This is a genomic window from Aeromonas sp. QDB68 (assembly GCF_027707405.1).
Taxonomy (GTDB): domain Bacteria; phylum Pseudomonadota; class Gammaproteobacteria; order Enterobacterales; family Aeromonadaceae; genus Aeromonas; species Aeromonas caviae.
Window position 1 is genome coordinate 18,617 of record NZ_JAPCIQ010000055.1, and the last position, 8,823, is coordinate 27,439.

The window sequence follows — 8,823 nt, forward strand, 5'->3', positions numbered from 1 at the left end:
GCCCCTGCCGTCCAGAAGCCTGCTTGGACCATCTAAGATGTAGGCAGAAACCCCATTTATCAAGCCTTTGCCGCCAAGAGACGGGCTTGTTGCCCACTTTTTCAGGCATTTTGTTCATAAAACCAGCACTTCATCTGCCAGAGACGACAATGCCGGCCCGAGGGCCGGCATTGTGAGGGCATGGACACTCCCCGCCTCAGCGTCGGGCGTCCTCTTTCAACCACTGGGCGACCCGCTTGGCGAAGTAGGTGAGGATGCCATCGGCCCCGGCCCGCTTGAAGCAGAGCAGGGATTCCATCACGCACTCTTTCTCCTTGAGCCAGCCATTCTGGATCGCCGCCATGTGCATGGCGTACTCGCCGCTCACCTGATAGGCGAAGGTCGGCACGCCGAACTGATCCTTCACCCGGCGGATGATGTCCAGGTAGGGCATGCCCGGCTTGACCATCACGCTGTCCGCCCCTTCGGCGATGTCGAGGGCCACCTCGTGCAGGGCTTCGTTGCCGTTGGCCGGGTCCATCTGGTAGGTGGCCTTGTTGCTCTTGCCGAGGTTGGCGGCGGAGCCCACCGCATCGCGGAACGGGCCGTAGTAGTGGGAGGCGTACTTGGCGGAGTAGGCCATGATCTGCACGTTGACGAAGCCATTCTCCTCCAGCGCCGCGCGGATGGCACCGATGCGGCCGTCCATCATGTCGGACGGTGCCACCATGTCGGCCCCGGCGGCGGCATGGGAGAGCGCCTGCTTCACCAGGATCTCGGTGGTGATGTCGTTCTGCACATAGCCTTCGTCATCGATGATGCCGTCCTGGCCATGGGTGGTGAAGGGGTCGAGCGCCACATCGGTGATGACCCCGAGCTCCGGGAAGCGAGCCTTGAGGGCACGGGTCGCCCGCTGGGCCAGGGCATCCGGGTTGTAAGCCTCTTCCGCCATCAGACTCTTTCTCTCCAGCGGCGTCACCGGGAACAGGGCCACCGCCGGCACACCCAGGGCCACCAGTTCGGCGGCCTCTTCGAGCAGCAGATCGATGGAGAGCCTGTCCACCCCCGGCATGGAGGCAACGGCCTCTCGCTGACCCTCCCCCTCCAGCACGAACACGGGATAGATGAGATCGTCGACGGTCAGTACGTTCTCTCGCACCAGGCGGCGGCTGAAGTCATGTTTGCGCACCCGGCGCAGGCGACGGCCCGGGAAGGCCCCCGGAAGAGTTGTGGCCATGAATCACTCCAAAAGCGGAAGTTGGAAGAATGCGGCGGAGGTGGCCCGGGTATGGGCCAGCAAGGCCTCGGGCGCTTCACCACGGCAGGCCGCCACCACCTGGGCGATGTGCGGCAAAAAAGCGGGTTCGTTGCGTTTGGGCCTGGGTTTCAGATCCCGCGGCACCAGGTAGGGGGCGTCCGTCTCTATCATCAGGCGACCCGCCGGAATGCGGGCCACCTGCTCGCGCAGCAGCTGGCCACGGCGCTCGTCACAGAGCCAGCCGGTCACCCCGATATGCAGCCCCAGCGCCAGGCACTCGTCCAGCTCGGCGTCGGAGCCGGTGAAGCAGTGCAACACGGCCCCCGGCAGGCGGGGCAACCAGGGGCGCAGGATCTCGACGAATTTGTCATGGGCATCGCGGCAGTGGAGAAACACCGGCATACCGAGCTCGGCGGCGAGCGCCAGCTGGGCGTCAAACACCGCGTCCTGCACCGGACGGGGGGAGAAGTCCCGGTTGTAGTCGAGACCGCACTCGCCGATGGCCACCACCTGGGGCAGGGCCGCCAGTTCCCGCAAGGCGGGCAGGGTCGCCTCATCGACGCTTTTGGCATCGTGGGGGTGCACCCCGGCGGTGGAGAAGCAGTAGCCCGGCCACTGGGTGGCCAGCTCGGCACTGGCCTGGCTGCCGGCCAGATCCGTGCCGGTCAGGATCAGGGCTTCCACCCCGGCGGCGCGCGCGCGTTCCACCAGGTCGGCTTGTTCGCCTGCGAACTGGCTGCTGGTCAGGTTCAAACCGATGTCGATCATGGAGTCAGGGGTTCCGGACAAACGAGGTGCATATCAGGCATTTGAAAACCATCTACTCAATGGGGCCTTACCATACGCCTCGAACGGATGCATGAAAAGAGGAAGGGAGCCTCAGCTCCCCTCTTCCGTTTGTTGCTGCTCTTCGTCCTCTTTCTTCACGTAGAAGCGGGCGAAGAACAGACCTATCTCCCACAGGCCCCACATGGGGATCGCGAGCAGGGTCTGGGAGAAGACATCGGGCGGCGTCAGCAACATACCGACCACGAAGACCCCGACGATGACGTAAGGGCGCTTCTCCTTCAGGCTCCTGGGGGTGGTCACCCCGGTCCAGCAGAGCAGTATGGTGGCCACCGGGATCTCGAACGCCACCCCGAACGCGAAGAACAGGGTCAGCACGAAGTCCAGGTAGCTGGCGATGTCGGTCGCCACCGTCACCCCGGCGGGGGCGGTACTGGTGAAGAAGCCGAACACCAGGGGGAACACCACGTAGTAGGCGAACGCCATCCCCGCATAGAACAGCACGGCGCTGGAGGCCACCAGGGGCAGGATCAGCCGCCGTTCGTGCTGGTACAGACCGGGTGCGATGAAAGCCCAGGCCTGATAGAGCAGATAGGGGATCGCCACGAAGAAGGAGACCACCAGGGTCAGCTTGATGGGCGTGATGAAGGGTGTCGCCACATCCGTCGCTATCATGCTGGTGCCTGCCGGCAACTGGCTGAGCAGCGGCTGGGCCACGAAGTCGTAGATGTTGTTGGAGAAGTAGATGAGCGCGATGAACACCAGCAGGATGGCGGAGATCGCGCGCAGCAGACGGGTTCTCAGCTCCACCAGATGGCTGATGAGGGGTTGTTCTGCCTGACTCATGGCTTACCCTCCCCTTTGGCTGCGGACTCGCTGGCGGGCACAGGCTCGCTCTCTCGCTGACTGTTGACCGGCGGAACCTCTGGGGTGGGCGTCGGGGCCGCCACCGGAGTAGCTGGCTCAGCCTGGGCGGGCTCCCGAGGCGGGCGGATCTCGTTCTCCCCCTGATAGGGACGATTCACCGACTGGGCGGCCGCTTTCAACTGCTCGATGGACTCCTGCAGCTCGGGGCTCAGGTTGTTCATCTGCAACCGTTCGGCCTTCTTCAGATCGTTGTGCAGATCCTGCAACTTGAGCTCCTGTTCCAGCTCGGCCTTGACCGAGTTGGCGGTGCTGCGGATCAGCCTTATCCAGTGGCTGGCGGTGCGGATCGCGACCGGCAACCGCTCGGGACCCAGCACCACCAGGGCGACGACGCCGATGACGACCAGTTCCCAAAAACCGATGTCGAACATGGCTTAGGCCTGATCTTTGTCTTTCTGCTTGGCGGCTTCGGCGTTGCTGGCCGTCTCGTTCAACTGCTTGGTCGGAAACTCGGCATCTTTCTGCTCGGGTTTGGTGTCGGCCGGCTCATCGGAGAGCGCCTTCTTGAACCCCTTGACCGCCGCGCCCAGATCGCCGCCGATACCGCGCAATTTCTTGGTGCCGAACAACAGCACGACGATGACTGCGATGATCAACAACTGCCAAATACTGATACCACCCATGACTTTCTCTCCGGATAGGCGCCCGATGGCGCAGGTTATTTAATGGGAACGGGTTCGCAACCAACCCAGCAGCCAGCATAACCCGGCGCCGGCGAGGCTGATTTGTCCCCACTCAATGTGTTGTTTCTGGGTCAGCAAGAATACACCCGCGAGCAGCAGGCTGGCTCCAACCCCTAAGAGGTAGCGGGCCTGCCCCTGACGGCGACTGTGGCGACGGAAATCGGCAAACATCTGGTCGAAGTGGTGCTGCTGATGGCGGGCCTGACGCAGGGTCTCATAGACCAGCTCCGGCAGCTCCGGCAGTTTCTCCGCCCAGAACGGCGCCTTCTCCTTGATGGCATTCCACACCGCCTTGGGGCCGACCTGCTCGTGCATCCAGTTTTCCAGATAGGGCTTGGCGGTCTGCCACAAATCCAGCTGGGGATAGAGCTGGCGACCCAGCCCTTCCACATAGAGCAGGGTCTTTTGCAGCAGCACCAGCTGCGGCTGCACCTGCATGTTGAAGCGACGGGCGGTGTTGAACAGATTGAGCAGCACGTGGCCGAAGGAGATCTCGGAGAGCGGTTTCTCGAAGATGGGCTCCAGCACGGTGCGGATGGCGAACTCGAACTCGTCCACCTTGGTATCGGGCGGTACCCAGCCTGACTCTACGTGCAGCTCGGCCACACGGCGGTAGTCGCGGTTGAAGAAGGCGAGGAAGTTCTCCGCCAGGTAGCGCTTGTCTTCCCGGTTGAGGGTGCCGACGATGCCGCAGTCGATGCCGATCCAGAGCGGATTCTCGGGGTGTTCGAAAGAGACGAAGATGTTGCCCGGGTGCATGTCGGCGTGGAAGAAGCTGTCACGGAACACCTGGGTGAAGAACACTTCCACTCCGCGCTCGGCCAGCAACTTCATGTTGGTGCCGTTGGCTTCCAGCGCGGCAATGTCGGAGACCGGAATGCCGTAGATACGCTCCATCACCAGCACCTGCTCACGGCAATGGTCCGTGAACACCTCGGGCACATAGAGCGCCTCGGAACCGGTGAAGTTGCGGCGCAGCTGGATGGCGTTGGCCGCTTCGCGCATCAGGTTGAGCTCGTCGAGTATGGTCTTGCGATACTCCTCCACCACCTCGACGGGGCGCAGTCGTCCGCTCTGGGGCACGAAACGGGCCACCAGACGGGCCAGGGCCTGCATCAGGCGCAGGTCGGCCTCGATGACCGGCTCGATATCGGGACGGATCACCTTGATGACGATCTCGCGGCCGTTCTCCTTCAACCGGGCGGTGTGCACCTGGGCGATGGAGGCGGATGCCAGCGGCGTCTCGTCGAAGTCATCGAACAGGGTCTCGACGGGGCAACCCAGGCTCTCTTCTATCTGGCGACGGGCGGCCTGACCACAGAAGGGAGGCACCCTGTCCTGCAGCAGGGCCAGCTCTTCGGCAATGTCGGGGGGCAGCAGGTCTCGGCGGGTCGAGAGCATCTGGCCGAACTTGATGAAGATGGGGCCCAGGGCCTCGAAGGCGAGGCGAATGCGGGCGCCACGGCTCATGCCTTGTTGCTTGTTCTTGAGCCAGAACAGACTGCGACGGGCCAGACGGCCAGGCCAGGGCTGATAACGGGCGGGCACCAGCTCGTCGATGCCCTGTTCCAGCAGGATGCTGACGATGCGATAGAGGCGTTTGAACTCCTTCGGGGTCATCAGCTCACCTGCTGTTCGAGGCGGGCAAGCCGCAACTCGATCGCCTTCATCTGTTGGGCCAGCTCTTCGACATCGTCATTGAAGCTCGCCACTTCCAGCGGACCCGGGGCAAGCCTAGCCTCCTCGGTCAAATACTCGGCCACTTGACGCTGGGAACGGCACAACTCTCGCCCCACAAAACGGCGAGCCTGACGGGCACCACTGCACAGGGTGTGGGCCACCACGTCGCCGGTGTAGCGGGACAGCTCCTCTTCCCAGTCGATATCGAGCTCGCCAAGCAGGGCGCTGAATGCCTGCACCAGCTGGGGGTCACCGCTCAGGTCCAGCTTCTCCTCGCGGATGTAGCGGGTCAGGGCGGAAGGCTCCTTGAGCAGGCCGAGGGCGGTCAGGGAGAGACTCAGCACCGCATCCGCCTCCCCTTCAAACCTGGCCAGCACATCCAGACGGCGCTCCGAGAAGACAAACCAGAGCGGCTTGAGCTCGCGCAGCTCCAGTTTGAGTACCTTGCCCGTCAGCTTGCGCAACCGCTCCGGGCTCTGTTTGTCCAGGGCCAGCAACTGGTTGAGGCTGGTTTCGATCACCGCGGTGACCATGGCATCCATCGGCATAGGCGACCTTAAAACTTGTAACCGCGGTGCAGGGCGACCACGCCCTGGGTCAGGTTGTAGAACTCAACCTGTTCGAACCCGACATTCTCCATCATGCCTGCCAGGGTCTGCTGATCCGGGTGCATGCGGATGGATTCCGCCAGGTATTTGTAACTTTCGCTGTCATTCGCGACGATTTCGCCCATTTTCGGCAGCAATTTGAAGGAGTAGAGATCATACAGCTTGGCGATCACTTCGCTCACCGGTTTGGAGAACTCCAGCACCAGCAGGCGGCCACCCGGCTTGAGCACCCGGAACATGGAGGCAAGTGCCTTGTCCTTGTCGGTGACGTTGCGCAGGCCGAAGCCGATGGTGATGACGTCGAAATGGTTGTCAGGGAAGGGGAGCGCCTCGGCATTGGCCTGTACGTAGGAGACGTTGTTGGCCACCCCCAGGTTGCGCAGTTTGTCGCGGCCCACTTTCAGCATGGAGTCGTTGATGTCCGCCAGGACCACCTGACCGGTCTCACCCACGATGCGGGAGAACTTGGCGGTCAGATCCCCTGTACCGCCAGCCAGATCCAGCACCTTCTGTCCTTTGCGGACACCGGAGCAGTCGATGGTAAAGCGCTTCCAGAGGCGATGGATGCCGAACGACATCAGATCGTTCATCAGATCATACTTGGCCGCTACCGAATGAAAGACACCGGCGACCAGGGTTTCCTTCTCGGTCGCTGCCACGGTTTTATAGCCAAAATGCGTAGTAGTAGTCTGTTCCGACATCCCTCAAATACCCATAGAGCAAAGAATGGCCGCCAGTTTACCAGAGCCGATGGCGTGCGGACACCTCAAACCCGGCTTGCGACCAACTGCATCCCCAGCACGACCATGGCCAGACAGAGGAACAGATTGAGACCGATATTGAGCAGCGCCTTCAGATAGGCCCCTTGCTGGGCCAGCACGACCGTATCGAGGGCAAAGGAGGAGAAGGTGGTCAGGGCGCCGAGGATACCCACCATCAGCAATGGCTTCATCGGGTGTTCCACCACGTGACCATGGCTGATCAGGGCATAGGCAATCCCCATGATGAAGGAACCGACCACGTTGACCACCAGGGTGCCATAGGGAAAGTGGCGTCCCAGCAGCCAGGCCATCAGCTCGGCGATGCCAAAACGCAGGCAGGCACCGAAGGCGCCTCCGGCAGCGACAAATAACCAGGTTTGCATCAAGCAGTCTCCAAGAGTGTCAGGTTGGCATTATGCAAAATGTCGGCAGCAGGGGACAGCCGGGCAATTAATCGACCCTGCTAGACCCTAGCGGCGAAAGTCTACCCGTTCTGGATTCACAAGGTGGAGGGTCGTCTCGGCCGGGCGAGTATCGGCGATGACTCTGCCATGGCGGATGGAATAACGTACCGGCACCTGGCGGCGCACCGCATCGAAACCATTCTCTGCAGGAAGGATCAGCAGGTTGGCGGGCTTGCCCACCTCGATGCCGTAGCGATCCTGCGCGTTCAGGGTGCGGGCGCTGTGGCTGCCGATCAGCTTGAGGCTGTCATTGATCTGCTCGTAGCCCATGATCTGGCAGACATGCAGCCCCATGTGCAGCACCTGCAACATGTTGGCCGTGCCCATGGGATACCAGGGATCGAACACGTCGTCATGACCGAAACAGACGTTGATGTTCGCCTCCAGCATCTCCTTCACCCGGGTGATGCCACGACGCTTGGGATAGCTGTCGAAGCGCCCCTGCAGGTGAATGTTCACCAGCGGATTGGCGACGAAGTTGATGTCCGCCATCCTGAGCAGCCGGAACAGCCGCGAGGCATAGGCTCCGTTGTAGGAGTGCATGGCGGTGGTGTGGCTGGCGGTCACCCGATGGCCAATACCGCGCTCGTAGGCCAGGGTTGCCAGCGTCTCGATAAAACGGGACTGTTCGTCATCGATTTCGTCGCAATGCACATCCACCAGAACCTGATATTTCTCTGCAAGATCGAAGACGTAGTGCAGACTTTCGACCCCGTACTCCCGGGTAAACTCGAAATGGGGGATGGCGCCTATCACGTCGGCGCCCAGTTTGAGAGCCTCTTCAAGTAACGCCTTGCCGTTGGGGTAGGAGAGGATCCCCTCCTGTGGGAAGGCCACTATCTGCAGCTCCACCCACTCCTTCATCTCCTCCCGCACCTCCAGCATCGCCTTCAGGGCGACCAGATTGGGATCGGAGACATCCACATGGGTGCGGACGAATTGGATGCCGTTGGCGATCTGCCACTTCAACGTCTGGATGGCCCGCAGCTTCACATCCTCGCGGGTCAGCAGTGCCTTGCGCTCCGCCCAGCGCTCGATCCCCTCGAACAGGGTGCCGGAGAGGTTCCAGCTCGGCTCGCCAGCCGTCTGGGTGGTATCAAGATGGATGTGAGGCTCGATAAAGGGGGCGATGGCGAGACCCTCCTCACCATCAAGCTCATGGGCTGCGAGCAGAGGGGTGCTCATGGGCTCGATGGCCCGGATCACGCCTCCCTGACAGAGGATTTGCCACATCCCTTCCCTGCCCGCCAGACGCACATTCCTAATCAGCATGTTCTTTCCCCTTCGAAAGCGTAGTTGTCTTTGCCAATCCACAACTTAGCCCGGATCCCTTTAAGAGAGAAGCGGCGCCCGGAAAGCATACGGGATAGAAAGGGAAGATATCTCAACAACAAGAAGGTGCGACATTGCAGGACTGCAATTTGCGATGGATGGCTGAAAGGCAGATACAAAAAAGCCTCCCGATTGGGAGGCTTTCTTATTTAATGGTGCTGATACCCAGAATCGAACTGGGGACCTCATCCTTACCAAGGATGCGCTCTACCGACTGAGCCATATCAGCACACTAACCGGTAAAGACCACGCTCAATGCGTAATCTAAAATTGGGTGCCTGGCAGTGTCCTACTCTCGCATGGCGAATGCCACACTACCATCGGCGCTACAGCGTTTCACTTCTG

At 61.5% G+C, this 8,823-nt stretch carries 10 protein-coding genes and 1 tRNA gene; all 11 read right to left on the minus strand.

The features are described from left to right. Positions 1-196: 196 nt before the first annotated feature. On the minus strand, positions 197-1,216 hold the full coding sequence (hemB, locus tag PG892_RS14990) for a porphobilinogen synthase (RefSeq protein ID WP_039041081.1): 1,020 nt from the start codon (positions 1,214-1,216) through the stop codon (positions 197-199). A gap of 3 nt (positions 1,217-1,219) precedes the next feature. Then, complete coding sequence (locus tag PG892_RS14995; protein WP_200163971.1) at positions 1,220-2,005, minus strand: TatD family hydrolase; 786 nt, start codon at positions 2,003-2,005, stop codon at positions 1,220-1,222. A gap of 111 nt (positions 2,006-2,116) precedes the next feature. After that, positions 2,117-2,869 (minus strand): twin-arginine translocase subunit TatC, encoded by a 753-nt coding sequence (gene tatC / locus PG892_RS15000; RefSeq protein ID WP_010672360.1) that lies wholly within the window; start codon positions 2,867-2,869, stop codon positions 2,117-2,119. Beyond that, positions 2,866-3,321, minus strand: coding sequence for a Sec-independent protein translocase protein TatB (gene tatB / locus PG892_RS15005; RefSeq protein ID WP_113069289.1), 456 nt, complete (start codon positions 3,319-3,321; stop codon positions 2,866-2,868). Before tatB ends, tatC begins: the two co-directional genes overlap by 4 nt. A gap of 3 nt (positions 3,322-3,324) precedes the next feature. Next, on the minus strand, positions 3,325-3,573 hold the full coding sequence (gene tatA / locus PG892_RS15010; RefSeq protein WP_010672358.1) for a Sec-independent protein translocase subunit TatA: 249 nt from the start codon (positions 3,571-3,573) through the stop codon (positions 3,325-3,327). Positions 3,574-3,612: 39 nt separating this feature from the next. Continuing rightward, positions 3,613-5,253, minus strand: a complete 1,641-nt coding sequence (gene ubiB / locus PG892_RS15015; protein WP_010672357.1) for a ubiquinone biosynthesis regulatory protein kinase UbiB — start codon at positions 5,251-5,253, stop codon at positions 3,613-3,615. After that, the gene (locus tag PG892_RS15020) at positions 5,253-5,861 is read right to left on the minus strand and encodes a ubiquinone biosynthesis accessory factor UbiJ (RefSeq protein ID WP_029313421.1); all 609 of its coding nucleotides are present in this window, start codon (positions 5,859-5,861) and stop codon (positions 5,253-5,255) included. The genes ubiB and PG892_RS15020 overlap by 1 nt, the downstream gene beginning before the upstream one ends. A gap of 8 nt (positions 5,862-5,869) precedes the next feature. Further along, entirely contained in the window at positions 5,870-6,622 is a 753-nt protein-coding gene (gene ubiE / locus PG892_RS15025; protein WP_039041078.1) for a bifunctional demethylmenaquinone methyltransferase/2-methoxy-6-polyprenyl-1,4-benzoquinol methylase UbiE, read from the minus strand. Between the two features lie 65 nt (positions 6,623-6,687). Continuing rightward, positions 6,688-7,065 carry a fluoride efflux transporter CrcB gene (gene crcB / locus PG892_RS15030; RefSeq protein ID WP_010672354.1) on the minus strand — a complete coding sequence of 126 codons (378 nt, stop codon included), beginning with the start codon at positions 7,063-7,065 and terminating at the stop codon, positions 6,688-6,690. A gap of 87 nt (positions 7,066-7,152) precedes the next feature. Next, positions 7,153-8,418: a cytosine deaminase gene (locus tag PG892_RS15035; protein ID WP_182976201.1), complete on the minus strand. Its 1,266-nt coding sequence runs from the start codon at positions 8,416-8,418 to the stop codon at positions 7,153-7,155. Positions 8,419-8,631: 213 nt separating this feature from the next. Further along, positions 8,632-8,707, minus strand: a tRNA-Thr gene (locus PG892_RS15040). Positions 8,708-8,823 lie beyond the last annotated feature (116 nt).